Below are 23,095 nucleotides of genomic sequence, written 5' to 3' on the forward strand. Positions count from 1 at the left end.
TTAGGGGTTTTCGATCACGAGGTCACGATGCAGCGCTCCCCAGCCCCCCTGGCAGCCCCGTCACTGGATCCAGAAGCGACCAAGGGAGTCGGCTTCGGGCTGGCCGCCTATCTGATGTGGGGGTGCTTCCCGCTGTTCTTCGCCCTGTTCGAAGGGGTTCCAGCGTGGGAGATATTGATCCACCGCGTGATATGGTCGTGCCTGTTCCTGGTCGGGCTGGTCACGCTCCTGCGGCGTTGGGCACCCGTGGTCAAGGCATTGAGCGAACCTAGCCGACTCGGTCGCGTCCTGGCCTGCGCCCTGCTGATTGCGCTGAATTGGGGAATCTATATCTACGCGGTGGAGACGCGTCACGTGTTCCAGGCCAGCCTGGGCTATTTCCTTACGCCTTTGGTAAACGTCCTGCTCGGGATGCTGGTACTGCGCGAAACCATGGCGCGCCTTCAAGTCGTGGCACTGGGACTTGCCACGTTAGCCATCGCTATCCAATTGATTGTGCTGGGCGAGCTCCCCTGGATCACGCTTACATTGGCCGTGTCTTTCGGAACCTACGGCCTACTACGCAAACAGGTGCCCCTGGATGGAATGTCGGGCTTGTTTGTCGAAACCCTGCTGTTGCTGCCGCTGGGCCTTATTGCATTGAGTTGGCTCGGCATGAGCGGGAATTCGCACTTTTTCGATACCGCACAAATCGGGGCACTATTGATGGCCAGCGGCGTCATCACTGCGCTGCCGTTGCTGGCATTTGCAGGCGCAGCGAGACGCCTACGCCTTTCGACATTGGGGTTTCTGATGTACCTGAACCCCAGCATCCAGTTCTTCATTGCTCTGCTGGTCTTCAACGAGCCATTGAACGCCGTGCAGCTGACGACGTTCGTGCTCATCTGGATTGGCCTTGCGCTCTATTCCTGGTCGGCCTGGCAATCCCGACCGAGAACCGCCAGAGAGCCTTCGTCGGCATGTGACTGAGACGCCACCGGGGCAGCGACCGCATGGACCTGCCTCGAAAGCCATGCAACCAGAGCGTCGAGCACGGCCATGTTAGGCACCTGAAACTGCCAGAGCTGTTCGCCGGCGGCACAGGGGAAGCTTTCCTGATAAAGACGGGCGTTGGGATCTCGGGAGCGATTCTCGGCACTCACCGCGCCCAGCGCCACCAAGGGCGTGATATCGGCTGAGGTCAGCATCATCAGACAATGCTTGACCCCCTGCGAATTTATCGCGAAGCGCTGTTGAGTGGGGATTGTCTCCCATTCGCTGAGGCGCAAGCGGCTGATAAGCCGACGCTGCCGAACATTGGGCAATTGGGCGAGATACCCCGCAGCCAGGCGCCCATTGATCCGGCGCTCGGGAATCACGGCATTGATGTCGGCGTACAGAAAGCCCTTGCGCTTGACCATCCAATCCATGGCCTCGCCGATCTCGACGCCACCCGACTGTAATTGCATCTCTCTACGCGACAGGGCATTACGCACTGTGGCCAGACGAATCGAGCAGGCAGCCGCGATTTCGCGATGATCGAGCAGGCCCGGCCGCAGAATGACAATGCCCAGCCGGGAAGCGGCGTCTTCTGCCATGGCCTTGCTGGGCTCGAGCTTGAGGCGTAATGCGGCCATGCCTAGTAAATGTTCCAGGCGCGACCACTCCGTTTCTATTTCCTTGACTATCAACGCCCCCGTCAAGGCCACGAAATCAACGAAATCCCGCAGCGTTCCCTCACGCTGGGTCGCTTGGCTCAACCAATGCTCCAGCGTCTCCTGCCCCGCCGCCAGCGCCTTCCAACGCAAGGCTGCCCAGATCATCTGCTGTTTCAGACCCCCTGGATCGCTTGCCTCTCCCGCACCGGAAAGCCGCCGAAGCGGATTCGATACCTGTTCACTGGCGATGGCGACTGCCGTCGTGATCATCGCTTCGTCCCACAAGGATTCGATGGCTTTCCCCAGCCATTCGTCCCGCAATCGTTGTCCTGCCGTCCCGGTGTCTTTCACCCTGCCCTCCGCTGTCGCCTACCCTTATTCGAATAAGGTTTTTCTTTAGATGTTCGACGAACAGTCGAAATGCAATTCAAGACATTAACGGCCGTTGGGGGGAAAACTTGAATCAACGGCATCACTCGCTTTCGCAATGCACGACATATTCACGCTGCCCTGCTAGCCGGCCGCCTCTGGCTGGTAGCCGACCCGAAAGCCTCCCCAATGTTTGCCACCAACGAAAATCGGAACCGAAAGATCGTGCATGACTTCTCCCGTGTCGCGTTTGTAGGTCTGCACCAGGAGTGGTTTGTCATGCGCGCCACATCGGCTTCCAGTCGGATCGTCGAAGATGCGCTTGCTTCGGCAGTACTTGAGGTCGTGTTGGTAATCGCCGGTGGGTGCCAGGCTGACCTTGCGATTGTGGGTCGGCACATAGCCGCGTTGGTTGCAGGTGATGGCGTAGGCTACACCCAGTGTCTCGAGCAGCGGTTCCTGCACATCCGGAAGGTAGCGATCGGTGAATTCGTCGTAGGGTGTGCGATACATGGGCGGATTGGTGGCTGCGATCGGAACGTACTCATCGGCAAAGAGGGTGCGCGTGTCCAGCTCCCCGCGCTTGATGGCCTGTTCGAATAGGCTACCGATACGGTCCGCGGCCGCGCGAGCTGCCATGAATACCTGCTGGTGGCGACCCTCGAGACGCTGCTGGGCAAGCTCGCCATCGACGCCTTCCGCCGCCTCCATCAACGCTCGTGCCTGGTCCGCCAGGTCATGCATGTCTCGCGTACCCTCGAAGACTTCATGCTCGAGCGTGCGCAGCACCCCGGCCACCTGGCGCCCATGAGCACTTGTATCGGCCATGGCAGTCGCGATACTGCCAATCTGTTGCTCGACATCATCGAAGTCACGTGTCAGCTCGGCAAGGTGCCCCCCAACCGACTCGACTTCCTTGGCTCGGTCACCGACACGCTGCATCAGATGCCCGATCCTATCCACCACCTTGTGGCTACTGTCTCCGATTTCTCCTACCAACGACTCGACCTGATGCGTGGCATCCGCGGTCCGCTTGGCCAGTTGCCGAACCTCGCCGGCCACTACGGCAAAGCCCCGTCCGTGCTCCCCGGCACGGGCTGCTTCAATGGAGGCGTTGAGCGATAGCAAGTTGGTCTGTTCGGCGATCTCCTCGATCAGCGCCGTGACATGGCGCACGCTTTCGCTCTTGCGTCCCAGCGCATCCAACAGGGCAAGCGCTTCTTCCGAGCGTGACGCCAATGACCGCATCTCGTCGATGACACGTTCCAGCGCTTCGCGGCTGTTGAGGTTTGACGCCTTGGAACGACTGGCCAATTCCGAGACCTGACTGGCACTCGTCGACACCTGTTCGATGGCCGCCGTAATCGCAGCCATGCTGGATGCAGCTTCCTTGACGACGCTATCCTGGCGGGCAAGTCGTTGATCCAGTCGATCGGCATGGTGAGACACCTCCGCCGAGGCAATGGCCGTGCGCCCGGCTCGGCCGATGAGACGATGTGCCATGCGCTTGAGCGAGAGATAGTCCCGTTGGGGTCCGAATAACGGTTGTCGCCGTGTTTCGGCGAGGGCATTGCCACCCGCCCGGTAGATCGACAGCATACCGGCCATGGCGAGGCCCATCCCTCCCAGGATAGCGAGCAGGATGGCCAGGTAGGGCCCCAAGCCAAATGGATTCCATCCGATCATGGCGAACGAAGCGCCAACGACACCCAGTGATACCCCCCACACGATCTTATCCATACACCGGCTCTCTTTATGGTTGTTCTCTGAACGGACTATCGGCCGCCGGCTGAAAACCTGTGTAGGACTTTGGGTGCATGGACTTAAGTTCAGGACACATTCCCGCACTGAAAAGGGGGCCGGTTTGGGTTACGCTCTGGCTACCCATGAACGTCACCCTAGGCAAGCGATGCTCAAGCGCTATCTTCCGATACTCACCTGGCTTCCTCACTATAATAGGCGCCTGCTTGGGGCCGATCTGCTCGCCGGCATCATCGTCACATTACTGGTGATCCCCCAATCGCTGGCCTATGCCATTCTGGCCGGGCTACCCCCCGTGGTGGGGCTCTACGCCAGTATTCTCCCCCTGTTGGCCTATACCTTGTTCGGCACCAGCCGCACGCTTGCGGTGGGACCCGTGGCGATCCTTGCCTTGATGACCGGTGCGGCACTCAGCGAAATCGCCACGCCAGGCAGTCCGCTCTATCTGCAGGCTGCCATCGTCCTGGCAATGCTGTCGGGGTTGATGTTGACGGCGATGGGCCTGATGCGAATGGGCTTTTTCGCCAATTTTCTCAGCCACCCGGTCATTTCCGGGTTTCTGAGTGCGTCCGGCATCCTGATTGCCGCGAGCCAAGCCGCCAATCTTCTGGGAATCGAGGGCGGTGGCTTCACGCTACTCGACCAGACAATCACCATTGCGACCCATCTTTCAGAAGTGAACTGGCCCACGGTCGCCATTGGCGTGGGGTGCCTGGCGTTCCTGGTGCTTTGCAGGCGTCATGGCAAGTCCGGACTCAAGCGTATCGGCTTGCCTAAGGGAATCGCCTCGCTGCTGGCCAAGGCTGGACCCGTCTTTGCCGTTGTGGCGACGACGCTGCTCACCTGGCATCTCGACTTGCATCAGGCCGGCGTGGCGATCGTTGGGGATATCCCCAAGGGGCTTCCGCCCTTGACCCTGCCAAGTCCCGACGTGACCTTGTGGCACGACTTGCTGATCCCAGCACTCCTCATCAGCGTGGTGGGGTTCGTCGAGTCGGTGTCCATGGGTCAGATGCTTGCTGCCAAACGCCGGCAGCGCATTTCTCCCAATCAGGAACTGATTGGCCTGGGTGGGGCCAATATCGCCGCAGCGTTCTCATCGGGCATGCCGGTGACCGGCGGCCTGTCGCGCACCGTCATCAACTACGATGCAGGAGCTCAGACCCCCGCAGCTGGAACGTTCGCCGCCACCGGTATTGCCCTGGTCACCTTCGCCTTCACGCCGCTGCTGCACTATCTGCCGGTCGCGACACTGGCCGCCACGATCACGGTTTCGATCCTGACGCTGGTGGATATAAAGATGCTGCGCCAGACATGGCGCTACTCACGGAGCGACTTCGCCGCTATCGCCGTGACCATTTTCCTGACGCTCCTGGAAGGGGTGGAGGCGGGAATCATCGCCGGCGTCGCCCTTTCGATCGGTCTCTTCCTGTATCGTACCAGCCGCCCACATAGCGCACTGGTCGGACGCGTGCCGGGTACCGAGCATTTTCGAAACGTCGAACGTCACGAAGTGGAAAGCGCCAGCCACGTGGCACTGCTCCGCGTTGACGAGAGTCTGTATTTCGCCAATGCGCGGTACCTCGAGGATACGGTATACGAACTCGTGGCCAGCCGGCCCGAACTCGAGCATGTTGTGCTGATCTGCTCTGCAGTGAATCTTATCGACGCCTCAGCCCTGGAAAGCCTCGATGCCATCAATGCGCGGCTCAAGGACTCCGATGTCACGCTGCACCTCGCAGAAGTCAAGGGGCCGGTCATGGACCGCCTCAAGCACAGCGACCTGCTCGACGAGCTGACCGGACGCGTTTTCCTGAGCACCTATTCAGCCTGGAGCGAACTCAAGACGCCCCGCGACGACTGACCCATCAACCCTCAACCTGCTGGCGAACCTTGGCAACGATGTGCTTGCCAATGGGTATCGCCGACGTCGCCGCAGGCGACGGGGCATTGCATACGTTGACTGTGCGGCGGCTATTCACGAACAGAAAATCGTCGACGAGACGTCCCTCACGCGAGACAGCCTGGGCACGCACCCCCGCGGGATAGGCTTTCAAGTCTTCCAGAGTCAGGCCAGGGCAATACTTTCGCACTTCATCGAGATAGCGCCCCTTGAACATCGAATTACGGATCTCCTTGAGACCCGGCCGCCAATGCTTTTGGAGCACCTTGAGCACGCCGGGATGGGTCAGCAGGGCTGCGGTATCCGGCAGAGAAACATCACGCTTGCGATACCCCTCTCGCTTGAGTGCCAGCACCGCGTTGGGACCCACGGTGACGCTGCCATCGATCATTCGCGTCAGGTGCACCCCCAGGAAGGGCATGCTGGGATCGGGAATCGGATAGATCAGGTGATTGACGATGCGGTTGTGCTCGGGAGCCAGTTGATAGTATTCGCCACGAAAAGGGCAAATCGTGAAGCCCGGGTCCTTGCCGAGCATGCGCACCACACGATCGGCCATCAAGCCCGCGCAGGTGACCAGGTGACGCGCGCTCATTTCGCCGCGCGCGGTCTTGACCACGACCTCATTAGGACGCTCTTCGACCCCCGATACCTCACAGGAGAGCAGGATCTCCCCCCCGAGTCGCTCGAACTCCTGGCCCATGGCCCGTGCAATGGCTGCATAATCGACGATGCCACTCGAGGGTACGAAGATAGCGCCCACCCCGGTGATGTTGGGCTCGCGCTCGCGCAATTCCTCAGCGCACAACCATTCCCGCTCCAGACCGTTGGCCTGGGTTCGCTCCCACAAGCCGCGCATGCGTTCCATTTCAAGATCATTGGTTGCAACCAGGAGCTTGCCGCACGTGTCGTAGCGGATACCGTGCTCCTGGCAGAATTGCTTGGTGGCGCGATTTCCCTCGGTACAGAACTTGGCCTTGAGGCTACCTGGGGCATAATAGACCCCCGCATGGATCACCCCGCTGTTATGGCCGCTCTGGTGCCGAGCCAGGTCCTCCTCCTTCTCGAGGAGCAACATCCGACGATCCGGATAGGTGCGGGCCAGTTCCATTGCCGTCGACATGCCGAGGATGCCGCCTCCCAGTACTATGAAATCGTACACTTGCGCCTCGCCTCGTCGGTAATGTAGACGTTATTGCATAATATCAGATTGTTTCGCATCGTTTCGCCAGTGTGGCTCACGTTGCGCTTCCTGACGAATCGAGGATCCGTTAACCATGGACACCCCTGCCCGACAGAACCTCGGCATAAGCGCCTATACCTGGCTCAAGACCGACATCATTCGAGGTGTATTCCCGCCGGGCGAAAAGCTGCTCATGAGTCGCTTGAAGGCCCGCTATTCGCTGGGTGTAGGCCCGTTGCGTGAGGCCTTGTCGCAACTGGTGGCCGAACGACTCGTCGTGGCTGTTAGCCAGCGCGGCTACCGGGTCGCAAGCATGTCGCTCGATGAATTGCATGACGTTTATGATGCCCGCGCTCAGCTGGAAGCCATGTTATTGGCGCTGGCCATCGAGCGCGGCGATGATGCCTGGGAAGCCGATATCCTGGCCAAGGCTCACACGCTTGCCAAGGTGGTGAAGGTCGAGACGGCCGATGAAATGCTGGATGTATGGGACACGCGGCACAAGGCTTTTCATACTGCGATGGTGGCCGGCTGCGGGTCGCATCACCTGATGCAGCTTCGCAACGGCCTCTTCGACCAGGCCGAGAGGTACCGTCACCTCTGGTTGCGGGAAACGGTCTTCTCGGCCCAGGCCCTCGAGAGAAAGCGCCAGGAACATACCGCGCTGGTCGAAGTCGTATTGGCCCGGGATTCGCAACGAGCCTCCGCCATGATGCGCGAACATCTGATGACCCCCGTTCCGATCATTACCCAAGTACTCGAGACCCAAGGGTTGGTCTGAGCGTTCAGGCGAACCCTGCCCTAAAGCGACGATATTCGTCCTGGGCAGCCGCCAGGGGCTTGGGTATCAATCTGACCTCCTGCCCCGGCATGCACTGCGCGAGCCGAGCGCACGCCAGCGGTGTCAGGGCCCCTAGCCGGGGATACCCGCCGATGGTCTGGCGGTCGTTTAGCAGGACGAAAGGCTGCCCGTCCGGAGGCACCTGAACCCCACCCAAACCAATGCCTTCGGACACCAGCGCACTGATTCGGCATGCCAGCCTGGGCCCGAGCAAGCGAACGCCCATGCGGTCGGCTCGGTCATCGACCTGCCACGAACGATTGAAGGCATCGAACAGGCTCGCGCCGCTGAAGTCGGCGATCTGCGCGCCGGGAATCAGCGCCAGCTGTGCCGGCTCACCGTAATGCGGCATTTCGCTGGGCGGGATCGCTTGCGGAGTGTTTCGAGTATCTGCCTCGTCCTGGGAGCGCGAATCAACGAACAGACGCTCTTGTGCTTTCAATGGATGGCCGAGACCATCATGCCCGCCCAGCCCCTCCCGGGGAACGCAGGCGACGCTGCCCAAAACGGGATCTGCACGAAAGCCGCCTGCCACTGCCAAGTAGGCACGCACCCCATCACGCGGGGTTCCGAATGTCAGGCGCTGGTGAGGCTCGACGGTAAACGCGCGCCAACGTGGCAAATCGTTACCGTCGAGCCGCGCGTCAAGATCCGCCCCACATAGCGCCAGGCGCAGCGTCTTGCACGCGACCAGTTCCAGCCCTCCCAGACTGATCTCGAGTGCTGCTGCGCCCCACCGATTTCCCAACAAGCGGTTGGCCCACGCCCAGCTATGGATATCGACGGGTCCCCCCTGAGTGACGCCCAGGCGGCGCACGCCGAACCGGCCAGCATCTTGCAGCAGTGCCAACGGTCCGGCACGCTCGACGCGCACCCCTTCGACGATGCCGGTCATGAACGGGCCTCCACTGGCGTCACCTCGCCTCCCAAGCGTTCAAACTCCTGGCGTGTCACACTCACGAAGCGCACTTGATCGCCTACTTGCAATAGGCTGAACCCCTTACGCTGCCGATCGAACAGCTTGGCCGGGGTTCGTCCGACAAGATTCCATCCCCCCGGAGACATTGTCGGATAGGCCGACGTCTGCCTCCCGGCAATGGCCACGCTACCCTGTGGAACGCGTCGACGCGGCGTCTCAAGCCGTGGCAGGGCAAGTCGTTCGTCGACACTGCCCATGAACGCGAACCCCGGGGCGAAGCCCAGAGCGAAAACACGGTAGACATGTTCGCAATGCAGCTCGATCACCTTGTCCCTCTCCCAGCCGGTATGTCGCTCCAGACGCTCGAGTTCGGGGCCGACACTGGGGTCGTACCACACCGGAAGCTCCTTGATATCCTGCACGGCTTCGCCGCTATCCGGCGATAGGGTCTCGAGCAGCGCGACAAGGCGTGCTCGGGCCTCGCCTGCAGACAGGATCAACGGATCGTAATGCACCAGTACGGTGGTATAGGACGGCACCAGATCGATCAGCGCCGCACCGAAGTCCTCCTCGCAGCGACGCACCAGCGCCGTCAACCAAGGCATGTTGGATTCATCGATATCGGAGAAAAGGCGTACCAGCCAGGCATCGATCCCGGCCTGTTCGATACGGGGCATACGGGCGGTCGCGGTCATGGCGTTGCCCCGAGGCGAGCCAGGGTCTCGCGAATCGATTGGATGGCAGCCACCGATTCAGGGTTGTCGCCATGCACGCAGAGGGTGTCTGCCTCAAGCACCAGTTCACTTCCATCACTGGCGTGCAGCGCCTCACGCAGCGCAATCCGGCGCGCCTGATCCACGATCGTGGCCTCATCGTGATGTACCGCGCCAGGTTCACGACGTGACACCAAGCGACCTTCGCCATCGTAGGCGCGGTCGGCGAAGGCCTCGAACCACAGCCTGACACCCTCGCGCTCGGCGAGTTCTCGCGTGGGGCCTGGATCGCGGGTCGCCATGACCATCAATGGTAGACGCGCATCGAAGCTGGCGACGGCACGCATCACCGCCGCCAGGACTGCACTGTCGCGCATCATGTCATTGTAGAGCGCGCCATGCGGCTTGATATAACCCAGTGACACACCTTCGGCATGGCACATGGCAGACAGCGCGCCGACCTGGAAGAGCACCATGTCTTCTATCTCGTCGGGTGAGCACGCCATGGAGCGGCGCCCGAATCCCACCAGGTCGGGATAGGCGGGGTGAGCACCGACCGTGACGCCATTCTGCCTGGCCAGGCGCACCGTACGACGCATCGTCGAGGGATCGGAGGCATGGAAGCCACACGCCACGTTGGCCAAGTCCACATAAGGCATGACCTGTTCGTCCAGGCCCATGACCCAAGGCCCCAGGCTTTCGCCCATGTCCGCGTTGAGTAGCAGTGCCATGCTGACCCCCTTTGAAAACATTTAATATAATTTATCGATAAATCGTCTACATAACATTATCGATTAGTCTTAATAGCGTTGACGTTTCGTAGAGACGATGCCTAACCTTGCGCCTGCCGCTGCGACTATGCTCAGTGAAGATGTGTCCTCGCATCGTCGCAAGCGCCCGTTTGTGGTACCTGTCGCCTGGCAGGTGCCGTCAATGACAACAACACAACCGTTTCAGAGGAATCGTCAATGATCACACGAAATGCTTTCCTGGCCAGCCTGGCCGCCGCCGGTCTAGGTCTAGCGACGGTACTGGGTGTATCGACAGCCGCTCAGGCAGCGACGCAGTGGGACATGCCGACACCTTACGGCGACCGCACCTTTCACACGGTCAACATTCGTGAATTCGCCGATGACGTCCGGGAACGCACCGACGGCGAGCTGGACATCACAGTGCATGCCAATGGCTCCCTGATCGGCCATGCCGAAATCAAGAACTCCGTGCGTCGTGGCATCGTGCCGATCGGTGAATTGATCATGTCACGCCTGGCCAACGAGAACCCCATCTTCGAAGTGGATTCCGTCCCCTATCTGGCCAATAACTACGAGAACGCCCGTCTGCTATGGGAAGCCTCTCGCGACGTCATCGCCGAAGAGCTCGCCGAGCAGCAATTGCGCTTGCTGTTCGCGGTACCCTGGCCGCCGCAGGGTATCTATACCAAGCAGCCGGTCGAGTCGGCGGACGATCTGCGCAACCTCAACATGCGCGCCTACAACACCGCCAGCGAGCGACTGGCGCAACTGGTGGGTGCCGTCCCCACCCAGGTCGAGGTGCCCGATATTCCCACGGCATTCAGTACCGGCCGCGTCGACGCAATGGTGACCTCGCCGGCCACAGGCGCCGACACCCAGGCCTGGGACTATCTAAGCCACTTCAACCATGCGCAGCTGTGGCTTCCCAAGAACATGGTGATTGTCAGCGAGAAGGCCTTCTCGCGACTGGATGAAGCTACGCGCCAAGCCGTACTCGACGCAGCCGAGACGGCCGAGGCACGTGGCTGGGAAATGAGCCAGCAGGAAACCGAGGATGCCCTTCAAACGCTGCGTGACAACGGCATCGAAGTCACCGAGCCGTCGCCGGAACTCACCGAGGCTCTGGAACAGATCGGCGATACCATGACCCAGGAATGGGGCGAGCGCGCCGGTGAACAAGGCATGCGCATTCTCCAGTCCTACCGCGAACTGCGCCAGTAAGCGCCACGCCCCCGGCAATAGCCCGGGGGCAGCCCCACCCAGTGGTGACCTCGATGCATTACCGACTCCGTCCGCTTTATCACCTTGGCGCCTATCTTGCGGCGCTGTGTCTATGCCTGATCTGCGGCATGATCACCGCCCAGGTTCTGGGGCGAATCGTCGATAAACTCTCCATCGCCCTCGGCGGTGACAGAATTGGCCTGGCCATCCCCGGCCTGGCTGAGATCGCCGGCTTCCTGCTGGTGGGCGCCAGCTTCCTCGGCCTTGCCTACACCTTCGTCAATGGAGGGCACATCCGGGTCACCCTGCTGATAGGCCAATTACCTGCGCGGATACGGGTCTTCGTCGAATTATGGAGCGTGGGCATTGCGCTGGCGCTGTGCCTTTACCTGGCCTGGTACGTCATCTGGCTGGTTCAGGACAGCATCGCCTTCAACGAAACCTCCTATGGCCTGGTCAAGATTCCGTTATGGATTCCTCAAAGCGCGATGCTGGCCGGAATCCTGCTGTTATGCCTGGCATTGGTAGAAACCTGGATCGCCTACCTCATCACTGCCGTTACCCGGCCGTCCGCGTTTCGTATCGACGACAACGCACAAGAATAACGCGAGGCCTCACTCATGCTGACAATGTTAGTGCTACTTTCTCTCGCCCTGCTGGTCCTGCTGGGTAGCGGCGTTTGGGTGGCCTTTTCCCTTTTGGCGATCGGTTGGTTGGGTATCAGCCAATTTACCTCGATACCTGCTGGCGATGTGTTGGCGTCCGATGTCTGGGGCGCCAGCTACAGCTGGGATCTGACTGCACTCCCGATGTTCATCTGGATGGGCGAGATCCTGTTTCGCTCTCGACTCGCCGAAGACATGTTTACCGGCCTCTCTCCCTGGATGACCCGGATCCCCGGCCGGCTCTTGCATACCAATGTGGTCGGTTGCGGCCTTTTCGCCGCTGTCTCCGGGTCCTCGGCGGCTACCTGTGCCACCATGGGCAAGATGTCGATCCCTGAGCTCACCCGACGGGGCTACGATGAAAAGCTGGTCATCGGTACCCTGGCCGGCTCGGCCACCTTGGGCCTGCTGATTCCCCCCTCGATCATTCTCATCGTCTACGCGGTGGCCACCAATCTCTCCATCGCGCGTCTATTCGTCGCTGGTGTGCTCCCGGGGGTCGTGCTGATCGCGTTGTTCACCGGCTATCTGATGCTGTGGTCCTGGCGCTACCCCAACAAGGTACCCGCCGCAGACGAAAGCACAACCCTTGGCGAGAAGCTCAAGCGCTCGAAGCGATTGATCCCTATGTTTGCCTTGATCGTCGGCGTCATCGGTTCGATCTACGCCGGCTTGGCGTCACCCACCGAGGCTGCAGCGATCGGTGTCGTGCTGTCATTGCTGCTGGCTCGCCTGCAAGGTGCCATGAACGGCTCTATCTTCCGTGATGCGCTGCTTGGCGCAGTCAAGACCTCGACCATGATCGCCTTCATTCTGATCGGCGCTTCATTCCTGACGGCCGCCATGGGCTTTACCGGGATTCCCAGCGATCTCGCGGCATGGATAGCCTCCATGGACTTGTCGCCGTTCATGCTGCTGGCAGCCTTGACCCTGTTCTTCGTGCTGCTGGGTTGTTTCCTTGATGGTATCTCGGTCGTCGTGCTGACCACCTCGATCATGCTGCCCATGGTCGAGGCGGCCGGCATCGACCTGATCTGGTTCGGTATCTTTCTGGTCATCGTGGTCGAGATGTCACAGATTACGCCGCCGGTCGGCTTCAATCTGTTCGTTTTGCAGGGCATGACCGGGAAGAATATCCTGTATATCGCCAGAGCCGCCCTGCCGTTTTTCTTCTTGATGATGCTGGGCGTCGTCCTGATCAGCGTCTTTCCGCAGATCGTGACCTACCTGCCCGCGTCCATGGGGAACTGATGATGACGACAGAGATACCCACCCGAAGCTACTCCACGGGACACGGGCCGATCGTTTCCTCGGAACACCTGTCCCGCAACGCTCAAGAGCTCTCGGAGTTCGAGTTCGGTTTGATCATCTCAAGCCACGCCTTCAATCGCTGGATGGTTCGCTGCATGACAGCCAGCGGGTTTCCCGAATTGAGCGCTCTGGATATCCTGGTCGTACATAGCGTCAATCATCGCGAACGCGCCAAGCGCCAGGCCGATATCTGCCTGGTCCTCAATGTCGAGGATACCCACACGGTGACCTACGCCTTGAAGAAACTCGCCAAACTGGGCCTGGTGGTCGGCGAAAAGAACGGCAAGGAGACCTTCTTTCGCACCACCGATGAGGGGCGCAGCGTATGCCAGCGCTATGCGGAAATTCGCGAGGCCTGCCTGGTGGACTCGCTGGCTTCGCTGGGTATCGGAAGAGAGGACATGCATCAGATCGCCGGCGCGCTGCGTGCCATGTCCGGTCTGTACGATCAGGCAGCACGTGCTGCGGCATCATTGTGAGACACCTACCCCGCCCCCCCGTCGGCTGTTTCCGACCGGGGGTTCTTGGGGTAATAGCGTTCGGGCAGACGCTCGATATGAGTGAATTTCTTGGTATCCTTATAGGGCATTTTCATGAAGCCCGACACCCCTAAACCTTCGATGAGCCCCACCGCCGCCAGGATATCGTTGAGCCGATCCCGGAACGCGGCTTCCCGCTCAGGATCGAGCAGACGGTAGTAGCTGTGGATCTTCAGATGGGTCGGCAACGCCTCGAAGATGATCATGCCCGTATGGTGGATACCGTTGAGCGCCTCGAGCGCAGTGATGATTTCCTCGGGAAGTACCAGGAACTCCTCGGGATCCGGCCCATCCTCGAAATAGGAATGCATGCGGGTGCGATCTTCGATTTCGGGTACCGAGCTGACCTCATAGGGCAAACGCATCGTGGGGGACAGAACGAAGGGGCGATCCGGTCCGGCTCGGTCGATGTGCAGCGTATCCCGGGCATTGAAGAGACAGCCCTTGAAGATCCCCTTGCGGTAAATGGCACGCGCCAGGTTGACCATATTGTTGACGGCCGTTACGAAGGCATCCTTGAGTGAGGGATCGTGCAGGCTCAGCGACGTATCGATATAGATACCGTCGGCTTCCCAGCGCACCGCCAACCCGCCCACTACCGGGTAGCGACCCAGTCGGCTCACCGCGGCCAGGAAGGCCTTCTCGGTCTCCCCCATACCCTGCATGAAGTTCTTGTAATAGCGATCCAGTTGCACATCGTTCACTTCACTCAGGGTATCCGGTGCGCCCTCTTCTCGCAGGAACGCCTTTCGTGAGCTGTATACCACCGTATCGATCTCACGCCGTGCAGGCCGTGTCCACACCGGCACCAACGACATCCCAGGTGGCTCGGCAAGATCGATCATCACCGTGCGCCCCATGCGCGGCATTTCCTTCAAGAAGTAGTCGCCCGCGCGTCGACGCATGTCGGGGTCGGGATCCAGCATGCCATCGAGAACCCGGGCGAACTCCATCGGCAGCCCCAGCGACGTGGCCGGCATCGCCCGGTGGCCAAAGCGACAGGATTGGCCCGAGGCCAGGGCATAAAGCGTACCTGCTGCCCCCTGTTCGTCGAAGCGCGGTGACGATAGCGCCCCGTTCAACTGCTCTTCGCCAATGAAATAGACGTCGCCGAGCCGTGCGTTGGTTTGCTGCAGGTTGTCCGACATCAGCGCCATGACATTGGTATCGAGGAATTGCCCCTTGGCGTCGAGCTGGGCGAAGACCGAGGATCCCCAATCGATCAAGGCAATGGTCTCACGGTCCGCATCGAAGACCAGGTTGGAGGGCTTGATGTCCCCGTGCACGACTGGCCGTGCCGATGGGCTAGGCTGGGCGCGAAGATGACGAAGAATATCCGCCAGTTGGGTAGCAATGCGCACCACCAAGCGGGGGGATAGCCGACCGACACGTAACGACACCTCTTCAAGATTGATGCCTGGGGCGCGCTCCATGACCAGGATCGACTGGTTTCGCACACGCTGGAACGCGATCAGCCGTGGCACTCTCGGGTGGTCGATCTGATCGAGCATGAACGCCTCTTCTTCGAGACGGTCTTGAAGCTGCTGGGGCAATGTCACACGGGTGAATTTGAAGACGTATTGGGCACCATGGGCTGTCGTTCCCGAGAATACGAACCCATAGGCCCCCTTGCCGATCAACGCGATGTGCTGGTAGCCAAGCTGCTCGAGCTGGGTGGCGCATAGTGCCACCCAGTCCCTGAGCTTCTTGGCATCGTCGTGGCTGAGCAGATAGATCGACTGCTCTTCGGGAATGTAAAACTGCTGCAGACCGGTCTGGGTCATTTCAGGTTGCCATCAGCCCATCTGCAGGAGCATGGTCTGTGGCGATTCGAGATAACCTTTCCAGCAATTGCAGAAGCGCGCGATGATCCCCCCATCGATCACGCGATGATCGCCCGCCCAGCTCACGGTCATGATTGCCCGAGAGATGACCTGGCCCTCATCATCGAAGCGCGGCAGGCGCTGGACCCGCCCCAGCGCGACGATAGCGACCTCGGGGGCATTGATGATGGGCGCAGCATAGGTTCCTCCCAGGGCACCGATATTGGAAATACTGATCGTGCCTTCCTGAAGGTCCGCTTTCGAGACCCGGCCTTCCCGCGCCGCTTCGGTAAGCCGCGCCACTTCAGCGGCGATCTCCAGAAGCGTGAGGCGCTCCACTCCCTTGACGTTGGGAACGATCAGGCCTGCCTGACTATCGACCGCCATGCCGATATTACAGGCCGGCAGGTAATGGAGCTCGGTCACTTCGTCGTTGATACGGCTATTGAGGACGGGATAGTCCCCCACTGCCAGGGCCATGGCTTTCATGATGAACGGCATCAGTGTCAATCGACTACCCAGCGCCTCGGCATCGGGCTTGAGCCGCTCGCGTAACGCAATCAATTCGGTGACATCGATTTCATCCCCGTAGACGAAATGCGGAATCGTCGATGCGGCGTGGGTCATGTGGCGTGCCATCGCCGCCTGCATACCGCGAATCGGTTCGATGCGTGTCGTCTCACCTAGCGTCGCGCGCCGATGGATACCCCCTGTCTCGACCGATTGGCTGGCGCCTTTCATGCGGTCGGAACCGTTATCCAGGTAGGCAAGCACATCCTCCTTCAGGACGCGCCCATCCCTGCCGGACCCCGGCACGTCCGACAGGGCCAGGCCATGCTCCCGAACCAGTCGCCGCACGGCAGGGCTTGCGGGAATACGCCCGGCCTGGGGCATGCCAGTCGACCCCGCCGGGCTGGCGGGCGACGCCGAGGGTGGCTGTGAAGCGGTCGGTGTAGCATCGTCATATCTATCGCTGGGCTGGGCCTCGTCGGATGCTGCTGATTGCTCCTGTGGCGCATCGGCCGTTTCATAGGCAAACAACGGGGAGTGAACCTTGGCACTCTCGCCTTCGGCGTAATACAAGCGCGTCACTTGCCCCGCTTCGGGCGCGGTAATCTCGACCAGCGCCTTGTCAGTCATCACTTCGACGACGGGCTGATCCTCTTCGATGGCATCCCCCTCACCGACCAGCCACTTGACCAATTCGCACTCCACGATACCTTCGCCGATATCGGGCAGCATGAAATCACTCATTTCTCTCTCCTGTCCGCGTACCGGTTCAGTAGTCGATGCTGGCCTTGATGGCCTCGAAAATCTTCAGGTGATCGGGCATGTACTCTTTTTCCAGGGTCAACGGAAACGGCGTATCCAGCCCCGTCACCCGAGCGATCGGGGCTTCCAGATAGAGAAAGCAACGCGCCTGAATCGTCGCGGCAATCTCGGAAGCGAAGCCACCGGTCAGGGGCGCCTCATGGGTCACCACCAATCGTCCCGTCTTGAGCACCGAGTCGGCCACGGTCTCGATATCCCAGGGCAGAATCGTGCGCAGGTCGATCACCTCGCAGGAAACACCTTCTTTCTCGGCCATGTCCACGGCCTGGTCGATCATGTCCATCTGGGCACCCCATCCCAACAGCGTGATATCGCTGCCCTCTTTCGTGACCTCGGCCTGGCCCAGCGGTAACTGGTAATCGCTCTCGGGCACCTCACCGGTGGAGGCGCGGTAGAGCCGCTTGGGCTCGAAGAACAGTACCGGGTTAGGGTCTCGTATCGACGCGAGCAGCAATCCCTTGGCCTGATGCGGGTTGCGCGGCACGACCACCTTCAAGCCTGGCGTATGCGCGAAATAGGCTTCGGGGGACTGCGAATGGTAAAGCCCACCTGAGATGCCACCCCCATAGGGGGCGCGAATCGTCAGCCCACCGACATCAAACAGGCTACCGGAGCGATAGCGGAACTTGGCCGACTCGTTAACGATCTGGTCAAAGGCAGGAAAGATATAATCGGCGAACTGAATCTCGGCCACCGGCACCGAACCCTGGGCTGCGAGGCCATTGGCAAAGCCGACGATCCCTTGCTCGACCAGCGGTGTGTTGAAGCAACGTGCCTTGCCGTACTTCTGTTGCAGGTTGCTGGTAGCGCGAAACACGCCACCGAAGATTCCAACGTCCTCGCCAAAGCAGAGTACGCGTTCATCGGCCTGCATGGCGATGTCCAGAGCATTGTTGATGGCCTGCAGCATGTTCATGGTCGGCATGTCATGCTCCTCCCTTCAGTCGCCCCGCACTGCGCGGATAGGCCTCGGGATATTTGCCGATATGCGTCTTTAGCTGCGCTAGCTGCTCAGCCAACTGCGGTGATACCTGGTCATAGACATCCTCGACGAGACTCTCCAGGGGAGGCGGTGGCCGCTTCTGGGCCTGCTTCATGGTTTCCAGCACCTCACGGCGAAGCGATTCCTGGAGGGTCTTCTCTTCCTCTTCGCTCCACCAACCCTGACCGAACAACCAGCGCTGCATACGTAGAATCGGATCCTTTTCGCGCCAGGCTTCCTCTTCCTTGCGGCTGCGGTAACCAGAAGGATCGTCCGACGAGGAATGCGCGGCCAGACGATAGGTCATGGCTTCGATCAATACCGGACAGTTGTCCTCGACGGCCATTTTGCGTGCCGCCAGGGTCGCCTCGTGAACCGCCAGGATATCGTTTCCGTCGACACGGATGACTTGCATCTTGTAGCCGTAGGCACGTGGTGCCACCCCATCGGCTGCATATTGCTCGATTGCCGGTGTCGAGATGGCATAGCCATTGTTGCGGCAGAAGAAAATGACCGGCACCTTGTGCACGGCAGCCATGTTCAAGGCCGCATGGAAGTCGCCCTCGGAGGCCGCGCCTTCGCCGAAGTACGTAATCGTACACAACCCTTGTCCAGCCAGTTTCTGTCCGTAGGCATAACCGGTCGCCTGCGGAATCTGGGTGGCCAATGGTGAAGAAATCGTCATGTAATGAAGCTCTGCAGAACCATAGTGGATCGGCATCTGGCGGCCCTTGCCGTAATCCAACTCATTGCCGAACAGTTGGTTCATGAACTCATCGGTGGTGAATCCCCGATAGGCCAAGGCGCCCTGCTCTCGGTACTGGGCCATGATCATGTCCCGATCGTCCAGCGCCGCGGTACTGCCGATGACGGCGGCCTCTTCACCGGTGCACTGCATGTAGAAACTCAAGCGCCCTTGCCGCTGGGCGGCCAACATTCGCTCATCGAGAATGCGCGTGTACACCATGGCCTGATAGATGCGAAGGGCTTTCGCCTTATCCAACGGCGGGGAACTGGCACCGTCGAAGAGCGTACCGTCCTGCTGCAGCATCTTGAATGTCGGCAATCGGAATTCGGCGCCGTCGGTGAAACACGGGGCATGCACCACGTCGGGTATTGTTGTCGTCATAGTCCTCTTCCTAGGTAATGGCCTGAGGAGAAGCCGTGCCCCTCGTGAGGGCAGGGTCGCTACTGGCATCGTGCTCGGGCAGACTCCAGTTAACGTTAACGTAAATCTAGCTCAAGAACACGAGCAGACGGTGTGTTTGCCGTCAGACGTTAGTCGCAAGCAACGGGTATGTGAATTACTGGAACAGACGGGAGAGGCGTTCGAAGAGGCTATCGATGAAGAGGGCCAACAGGGCGATCAATATCGCCCCTTGGAGAATGTAGGCATTATTGCCGTTGCTGATGCCGGCAATGATGGGGTCCCCCAGGGTCTTGGCGCCGATCGTCGAACCGATGGCCGCGGTCGCGATGTTGATCGTGACTGAGGTACGAATGCCCGCCAGGATGACCCTGGCGGCTAGAGGCAACTCGACCTGCCAAAGCACCTGCCGGTTCGACATGCCCATGCCGCGGGCAGCTTCCAGCACGGTGGGATCAATCCCTTGCAGCCCTACCAATGTGTTGCGCACGATCGGCAACAGTCCATACAGCACCAGCGCCAGCAGGGTCGGTTGGGTGCCGAAGCCCAGCATGGGCACCGAGAGTGCCAGCACTGCGACCGGAGGAAACGTCTGGCCCATCGAGGCAAGCTGGGCTACCAGCGGCAGGAAATCCTGTCCTAACGGGCGCGTGACCAGAATCGATGCCCCGACGCCAACGACGACTGCCACCAACGACGCCGCGCCGACCAGGCGTAAGTGCTGAAGCACCAAGTCAAGAAAGCCATCACGCTGATAGATGACCGAGCGACTGTTAGGCGCGACCTGGCGAAACCAGGCCTCGGCCTCAGGCAGCCAGGCAATGGCCAGGCCCAGCACCAGCAGCCAGCCGAGGGGGACCGCGGCATGTCGGGCACTATTGGATACGCGCGACACCTGGAGCCTCATGACGACCCCGAGTGGAGCAAATCACGTAGGGACAGTTGGCCCACTGGCGTGTTCGACCGGTCTACCACGGTCAGCGTGTCGCAGCGATGCCAAAGCATCAACGAGAGCGCTACGCGTAGCGTATCGTCAGCGGCAACCGTGGCCGGATCCACAGCCTGTGGGGCCGGTAGATCGGTTCGCATGCGACTCGAGACGCGTATCAACCCCGCCTGCTTGAGCCCTCGATCCGCCCCGCCCAACAGCGACTCGACGAACGCGTTCGCTGGTGCACTTAGCAAGTCCGAAGGCGTGCCTTGCTGAACGATACGCCCCGCATCCATCACCACAATGCGATCGGCCAGCTTGAGCGCCTCATCCATGTCGTGAGTCACGAAGACGATGGTTTTCTTGAGTCTCGACTGAAGCCTGAGCAATTCCTCCTGCAGATTGACCCGGGTGATCGGGTCGAGCGCACCGAAGGGTTCATCCATCAATAACGTATCGGGGTCGGCGGCCAGGGCACGCGCGACACCGACACGCTGCGCCTGCCCGCCGGATAGCTGCGACGGCATGCGCTCGGCAAAATTGTCGTGATCCAGGCCCAGCAATTCCATCAATTCTCGCACCCGGGCCTCGATGCGTGGCTTGTCCCATTTGAGCAGCCGGGGGACGGTGCCGATATTGCGTGCGACACTCCAGTGCGGAAACAGCCCCGTGCTCTGGATGGCATAGCCGATACGACGACGAAGTGCCTGGGGGTTGAAGGACCGAATCTGCTGGCGGTCGATAAGAATCTGGCCATCGCTGTGTTCGATAAGCCGGTTGATCATGCGCAGCGTGGTCGACTTCCCGCACCCCGACGTGCCGACGAGGACACAGAATTCGCCATCCTCGACGGTCAGGCTGAAGTCATTCACGGCCCGCTCATCACCAAAACGCTTGGTGACGTTTCGTAGCTCGATCATGGACGGCCTCCCTGTCTGAAATGCGATGCCAACGCACTGAAAGCTGCATCGGCGATCAGCGCCATGACCAGAATGGGTAACGCCCCGAGAACGATGAGATCCATGGCGGACTGGCCCAACCCCTGGAAGATGAACGTGCCTAGCCCCCCCGCCCCGATCAATGCGGCAACAGCAGCCAGGCCGATGGCCTGGATCGTGGTGATGCGGATGGCCTCGAGCAGTACCGGCAAGGCCAGCGGTAAACGGACCTGAAAGAAGATGTGCCCCGGCCCCATGCCCATGCCGCGAGCCGATTCAATGACAACAGCCGGGACCCCTTCGAGAGCAACATAGGCATTACGCGTCATGGGTAGCAGGCTATACCCCACCAGGGCGATCAGCGCAGGAGCCCAGCCGATACCCTGGACACCCAGATCGGACAGCCATTCGTAGCGTGAGGATAGCCAGGCCAGGGGCGCCAGCAGCAAGCCGAACAGGGCCAGACTGGGGATGGTTTGAATCACGCTCAATACCCCGAAGACAGGCGTTCGAAGACGCTCACTGTGGCGTAACGCCAAGGCCAGCGAAAAGCCTATCACCAAGCTGATCGCCACCGCTGCCCCCACTAGCGCCAGGTGATAGAGCACTGCAGCCAGGAATTGATCGCTTCGCGACGCGTATTCTCGTACCAAGGCAAGCGGCTCGAGCCATCCCGATGACAGTGCCGTCGCCCAGGCGATCAGGGTCAGCGCCAAAATCGAGACGATGTGACGCCGTGAAAGAGACAGACGGGAGCGCAGCTCCACCAGACACAGACCTGTCAGGAACAGCACGACCCAGGTTCCAGCGCCGATGCCACCCCGCGCGTAAGGCTGCTCAAGATCGACGTAAGCAAGGCAGAACGCGGCCAATCCCCAAGGAACCGAGATCAGAATCAGCACAACGAAGCCAAGTACGGCCCATGAACGCCCCCGAGTCGGCCTGACGGCCAGCCCGACAGCAGCCAGCCATGGCAAGGCAATCCCGAGCGCCCCCACCCAACCCACCATCTCCCAGAGGAAGACCCCTTCCCCCGGGACGATTCGGTTGGGCTGGCTGGAAGCCAATGGGAGGCCAAGCAAGGCGAGCAGTGATAGTCCCATCAACGCGATGATGACGCGATTACTGCCCGGGGAGTCGGACTTTATCCCTGGATGGCGCACAGTGCGCAAAGATCAGAGGTCGAGCGAATCGATGTAATCGGCTGCGACCTGGCCGGGGTCCGCACCCCCAACGGCCACTTCGCCATTGAGTCGCTGTAGCGTTTCGAGATCCAGCGAAGAGAAGACCGGCTCGAGCAGCGTCTCGATCTGCGGGTAGGCATCGAGAATTTCCTGCCTGACCACCGGTGCCGGTTGGTAGACCGGCTGAACGCCCAGCGTATCCTCGAGTACGACCAGATTCAGCGCCTGGATGCCGCCATCGGTGCCGTAGGTCATCGCGCCATTGACGCCGTCGGTCTGCTGTGCGGCGGCACGCATGGTCGCCGCCGTATTACCGCCGGAGAGCAGTACCAACTGATCCGAGGAGAGGTCGAATCCATAGGCTTCCTCGAATGCCGGCAGTGCCGAGGGGGATTCGGCGAATTCGGCGCTGGCCGCAAACTTGAACGTGCCACCCTCGTTCACGTATTCCGCCAGGTCCTCCAGTGTCTGGAGGTCCTCTGCTTCGGCAAGGTCACGCCGCACGCTCATCGCCCAGGTATTGTTGGCATCGGCAGGCGTCAGCCAGACCAGATCGTTGGCTTCGGCATCGCGCTGCTTCACCTCCTGGTAGGCCTGTTCCGCATCCTTCCAGACCTCGCTCTCCTGCTGGTCGAAGAAAAAGGCGCCATTGCCGGTGTATTCCGGATAGATATCGATCTCGCCATTGATAATCGCCTCGCGCACGATGCTGGTCGCACCGAGTTGAAGCCGGTTTTCGACGGGGATGCCATCCGACTCGAGGACTTGGATGATCATTTCGCCCAGGACCGCTCCTTCCGTATCGATCTTGGACGAGACGACGACCTCCTGAGCATGGGCGACACCCAGCGTGAGCGCCGTTCCCCAGACAGCCGCGGTCATTCCTTTCATCATTCTGCTCATCGAGTCCACTCCATGATTGGCTTATTCATCCCTATAAGCAG

The 23,095-nt window shown here is 60.5% G+C and carries 21 protein-coding genes; 7 read left to right on the forward strand and 14 right to left on the reverse strand.

What is annotated here, in order from left to right:
• The first annotated feature begins 27 nt into the window (after positions 1-27).
• Positions 28-969: an EamA family transporter RarD gene (gene rarD, locus JH15_RS01030; protein WP_043526155.1), complete on the forward strand. Its 942-nt coding sequence runs from the start codon at positions 28-30 to the stop codon at positions 967-969.
• Here the strand turns inward: rarD and JH15_RS01035 are convergent.
• Both JH15_RS01035 and JH15_RS01040 read right to left on the reverse strand, forming a co-directional pair.
• On the reverse strand, positions 903-1,988 hold the full coding sequence (locus JH15_RS01035; protein WP_156105228.1) for a hypothetical protein: 1,086 nt from the start codon (positions 1,986-1,988) through the stop codon (positions 903-905). The two genes, rarD and JH15_RS01035, sit on opposite strands and share 67 nt — an antisense overlap.
• A gap of 162 nt (positions 1,989-2,150) precedes the next feature.
• A complete protein-coding gene (locus tag JH15_RS01040; protein ID WP_081948810.1) occupies positions 2,151-3,746 on the reverse strand; it encodes a methyl-accepting chemotaxis protein in 1,596 nt (531 codons plus the stop codon).
• Positions 3,747-3,915: 169 nt separating this feature from the next.
• Between JH15_RS01040 and JH15_RS01045 the strand changes: the two genes are divergently transcribed.
• Positions 3,916-5,631 carry a SulP family inorganic anion transporter gene (locus JH15_RS01045; protein ID WP_043526159.1) on the forward strand — a complete coding sequence of 572 codons (1,716 nt, stop codon included), beginning with the start codon at positions 3,916-3,918 and terminating at the stop codon, positions 5,629-5,631.
• Positions 5,632-5,635: 4 nt separating this feature from the next.
• On the opposite strand, the gene lhgO is transcribed toward JH15_RS01045, so the two are convergent.
• Entirely contained in the window at positions 5,636-6,832 is a 1,197-nt protein-coding gene (gene lhgO, locus JH15_RS01050) for an L-2-hydroxyglutarate oxidase (protein ID WP_043526162.1), read from the reverse strand.
• 115 nt (positions 6,833-6,947) lie between these two features.
• Between lhgO and csiR the strand changes: the two genes are divergently transcribed.
• Positions 6,948-7,634 carry a DNA-binding transcriptional regulator CsiR gene (gene csiR / locus JH15_RS01055; protein ID WP_052383833.1) on the forward strand — a complete coding sequence of 229 codons (687 nt, stop codon included), beginning with the start codon at positions 6,948-6,950 and terminating at the stop codon, positions 7,632-7,634.
• Positions 7,635-7,638: 4 nt separating this feature from the next.
• Here the strand turns inward: csiR and JH15_RS01060 are convergent, their stop codons facing one another.
• Genes JH15_RS01060 through JH15_RS01070 form a run of 3 tightly spaced genes read right to left on the reverse strand, consistent with a single transcriptional unit; the run spans position 7,639 to position 10,057 of the window.
• Complete coding sequence (locus JH15_RS01060) at positions 7,639-8,589, reverse strand: 5-oxoprolinase subunit C family protein (RefSeq protein WP_043526164.1); 951 nt, start codon at positions 8,587-8,589, stop codon at positions 7,639-7,641.
• Complete coding sequence (gene pxpB / locus JH15_RS01065) at positions 8,586-9,308, reverse strand: 5-oxoprolinase subunit PxpB (RefSeq protein ID WP_052383834.1); 723 nt, start codon at positions 9,306-9,308, stop codon at positions 8,586-8,588. The genes JH15_RS01060 and pxpB overlap by 4 nt, the downstream gene beginning before the upstream one ends.
• A complete protein-coding gene (locus tag JH15_RS01070) occupies positions 9,305-10,057 on the reverse strand; it encodes a 5-oxoprolinase subunit PxpA (protein WP_043526166.1) in 753 nt (250 codons plus the stop codon). Before JH15_RS01070 ends, pxpB begins: the two co-directional genes overlap by 4 nt.
• A 237-nt stretch (positions 10,058-10,294) precedes the next feature.
• Between JH15_RS01070 and JH15_RS01075 the strand changes: the two genes are divergently transcribed.
• Genes JH15_RS01075 through JH15_RS01090 form a run of 4 tightly spaced genes read left to right on the forward strand, consistent with a single transcriptional unit; the run spans position 10,295 to position 13,754 of the window.
• A complete protein-coding gene (locus JH15_RS01075; RefSeq protein WP_052383835.1) occupies positions 10,295-11,299 on the forward strand; it encodes a TRAP transporter substrate-binding protein in 1,005 nt (334 codons plus the stop codon).
• 53 nt (positions 11,300-11,352) lie between these two features.
• Entirely contained in the window at positions 11,353-11,904 is a 552-nt protein-coding gene (locus tag JH15_RS01080) for a TRAP transporter small permease (RefSeq protein WP_043526168.1), read from the forward strand.
• A 15-nt stretch (positions 11,905-11,919) separates the two neighbouring features.
• Positions 11,920-13,215, forward strand: coding sequence for a TRAP transporter large permease (locus JH15_RS01085; RefSeq protein ID WP_043526171.1), 1,296 nt, complete (start codon positions 11,920-11,922; stop codon positions 13,213-13,215).
• Positions 13,216-13,217: 2 nt separating this feature from the next.
• Positions 13,218-13,754 (forward strand): winged helix DNA-binding protein, encoded by a 537-nt coding sequence (locus JH15_RS01090; RefSeq protein ID WP_052383836.1) that lies wholly within the window; start codon positions 13,218-13,220, stop codon positions 13,752-13,754.
• A gap of 5 nt (positions 13,755-13,759) precedes the next feature.
• On the opposite strand, the gene JH15_RS01095 is transcribed toward JH15_RS01090, so the two are convergent.
• The 8 genes from JH15_RS01095 to osmF all read right to left on the reverse strand — a co-directional run bounded on the left by JH15_RS01095 (position 13,760) and on the right by osmF (position 23,033).
• The gene (locus JH15_RS01095) at positions 13,760-15,598 is read right to left on the reverse strand and encodes a protein kinase domain-containing protein (protein ID WP_043526173.1); all 1,839 of its coding nucleotides are present in this window, start codon (positions 15,596-15,598) and stop codon (positions 13,760-13,762) included.
• Positions 15,599-15,610: 12 nt separating this feature from the next.
• Entirely contained in the window at positions 15,611-16,891 is a 1,281-nt protein-coding gene (locus JH15_RS01100) for a 2-oxo acid dehydrogenase subunit E2 (protein WP_043526175.1), read from the reverse strand.
• A gap of 25 nt (positions 16,892-16,916) precedes the next feature.
• Entirely contained in the window at positions 16,917-17,894 is a 978-nt protein-coding gene (locus tag JH15_RS01105) for an alpha-ketoacid dehydrogenase subunit beta (RefSeq protein WP_043526177.1), read from the reverse strand.
• A 1-nt stretch (position 17,895) separates the two neighbouring features.
• The gene (locus JH15_RS01110; protein WP_043526179.1) at positions 17,896-19,080 is read right to left on the reverse strand and encodes a thiamine pyrophosphate-dependent dehydrogenase E1 component subunit alpha; all 1,185 of its coding nucleotides are present in this window, start codon (positions 19,078-19,080) and stop codon (positions 17,896-17,898) included.
• Positions 19,081-19,255: 175 nt separating this feature from the next.
• Positions 19,256-20,005: an ABC transporter permease gene (locus JH15_RS01115; RefSeq protein ID WP_052383837.1), complete on the reverse strand. Its 750-nt coding sequence runs from the start codon at positions 20,003-20,005 to the stop codon at positions 19,256-19,258.
• Positions 20,002-20,949, reverse strand: a complete 948-nt coding sequence (locus tag JH15_RS01120; RefSeq protein WP_043526182.1) for an ABC transporter ATP-binding protein — start codon at positions 20,947-20,949, stop codon at positions 20,002-20,004. The genes JH15_RS01115 and JH15_RS01120 overlap by 4 nt, the downstream gene beginning before the upstream one ends.
• Entirely contained in the window at positions 20,946-22,070 is a 1,125-nt protein-coding gene (locus tag JH15_RS01125; RefSeq protein WP_081948812.1) for an ABC transporter permease, read from the reverse strand. The genes JH15_RS01120 and JH15_RS01125 overlap by 4 nt, the downstream gene beginning before the upstream one ends.
• A 72-nt stretch (positions 22,071-22,142) precedes the next feature.
• Positions 22,143-23,033: a glycine betaine ABC transporter substrate-binding protein OsmF gene (gene osmF, locus JH15_RS01130; RefSeq protein ID WP_422730550.1), complete on the reverse strand. Its 891-nt coding sequence runs from the start codon at positions 23,031-23,033 to the stop codon at positions 22,143-22,145.
• Positions 23,034-23,095 lie beyond the last annotated feature (62 nt).

The organism is Litchfieldella xinjiangensis, from assembly GCF_000759345.1.
GTDB lineage: Bacteria > Pseudomonadota > Gammaproteobacteria > Pseudomonadales > Halomonadaceae > Litchfieldella_A > Litchfieldella_A xinjiangensis.

Bases quoted from the DNA above. Each gene is read 5' to 3' on its own strand.
- csiR (WP_052383833.1), top strand. From the start codon at position 6,948: ATGGACACCCCTGCCCGACAGAACCTCGGCATAAGCGCCTATACCTGG.
- JH15_RS01060 (WP_043526164.1), bottom strand. From the start codon at position 8,589: ATGACCGGCATCGTCGAAGGGGTGCGCGTCGAGCGTGCCGGACCGTTG.
- pxpB (WP_052383834.1), bottom strand. From the start codon at position 9,308: ATGACCGCGACCGCCCGTATGCCCCGTATCGAACAGGCCGGGATCGAT.
- JH15_RS01080 (WP_043526168.1), top strand. From the start codon at position 11,353: ATGCATTACCGACTCCGTCCGCTTTATCACCTTGGCGCCTATCTTGCG.
- JH15_RS01120 (WP_043526182.1), bottom strand. From the start codon at position 20,949: ATGATCGAGCTACGAAACGTCACCAAGCGTTTTGGTGATGAGCGGGCC.
- JH15_RS01110 (WP_043526179.1), bottom strand. From the start codon at position 19,080: ATGACGACAACAATACCCGACGTGGTGCATGCCCCGTGTTTCACCGAC.
- JH15_RS01085 (WP_043526171.1), top strand. From the start codon at position 11,920: ATGCTGACAATGTTAGTGCTACTTTCTCTCGCCCTGCTGGTCCTGCTG.
- JH15_RS01100 (WP_043526175.1), bottom strand. From the start codon at position 16,891: ATGAGTGATTTCATGCTGCCCGATATCGGCGAAGGTATCGTGGAGTGC.
- JH15_RS01090 (WP_052383836.1), top strand. From the start codon at position 13,218: ATGACGACAGAGATACCCACCCGAAGCTACTCCACGGGACACGGGCCG.
- JH15_RS01040 (WP_081948810.1), bottom strand. From the start codon at position 3,746: ATGGATAAGATCGTGTGGGGGGTATCACTGGGTGTCGTTGGCGCTTCG.
- JH15_RS01125 (WP_081948812.1), bottom strand. From the start codon at position 22,070: ATGGGACTATCACTGCTCGCCTTGCTTGGCCTCCCATTGGCTTCCAGC.
- JH15_RS01095 (WP_043526173.1), bottom strand. From the start codon at position 15,598: ATGACCCAGACCGGTCTGCAGCAGTTTTACATTCCCGAAGAGCAGTCG.
- rarD (WP_043526155.1), top strand. From the start codon at position 28: ATGCAGCGCTCCCCAGCCCCCCTGGCAGCCCCGTCACTGGATCCAGAA.
- JH15_RS01105 (WP_043526177.1), bottom strand. From the start codon at position 17,894: ATGCCGACCATGAACATGCTGCAGGCCATCAACAATGCTCTGGACATC.
- JH15_RS01045 (WP_043526159.1), top strand. From the start codon at position 3,916: ATGCTCAAGCGCTATCTTCCGATACTCACCTGGCTTCCTCACTATAAT.
- JH15_RS01070 (WP_043526166.1), bottom strand. From the start codon at position 10,057: ATGGCACTGCTACTCAACGCGGACATGGGCGAAAGCCTGGGGCCTTGG.
- osmF (WP_422730550.1), bottom strand. From the start codon at position 23,033: ATGACCGCGGCTGTCTGGGGAACGGCGCTCACGCTGGGTGTCGCCCAT.
- JH15_RS01115 (WP_052383837.1), bottom strand. From the start codon at position 20,005: ATGAGGCTCCAGGTGTCGCGCGTATCCAATAGTGCCCGACATGCCGCG.
- JH15_RS01075 (WP_052383835.1), top strand. From the start codon at position 10,295: ATGATCACACGAAATGCTTTCCTGGCCAGCCTGGCCGCCGCCGGTCTA.